Annotated in this window: 1 pseudogene; it reads right to left on the bottom strand. The window is 52.1% G+C overall.

From position 1 onward, the window contains the following. Nucleotides 1-562 (bottom strand): annotated as a pseudogene (gene wbpA, locus ACTHUR_RS16880) (UDP-N-acetyl-D-glucosamine 6-dehydrogenase); the annotation flags it as partial.

The following is a 562-nucleotide window of genomic DNA, read 5'->3' as shown; positions in this document are numbered from 1 at the left end:
GTATTCGCGTGCTTTCCAAGTCAGGTAGAACGGGTCGATAGGGATACAGTGGCCACCCAAGCCTGGACCTGGGTAATAAGCAACGAAGCCGAACGGTTTGGTCGCAGCGGCATTGATGACTTCGTGAATGTCGATGCCCATTTTGTCGGCAACGATTTTCATCTAGTTCACCAAGCCCATGTTTACGGCGCGGTGGATGTTTTCCAGGAGTTTGGTCAGCTCGGCAGCTTTGGTGGAGCTTACTGGAACAACTTTATCGATGGCAGGTTGGTACAGCGCAAGGCCGACTTCCAAACAGGCAGGGGTATGGCCGCCGATGACTTTTGGAATGGTACGGGTTTCAAAGTTAGGGTTACCCGGGTCTTCACGCTCAGGAGAGTAAACTAAGAACACGTCTTGACCGACTTTCAAGCCGCCTTCTTCCATACGTGGCAGCAATTCTTCTTCGGTAGTACCGGGGTAGGTGGTGGATTCTAAAGACAGCACTTGACCGGCGCGCAGGTAAGGTTTTACCGCATCGGTAGTGTCAATCACAAAGCTCATGTCCGGCTCACGGTATTTG

Source organism: Neisseria sp. P0021.S007 (genome assembly GCF_051956855.1).
Note: the sequence above shows the minus strand (reverse complement) of the source record. Positions and strands in the feature narration are given on the sequence as shown.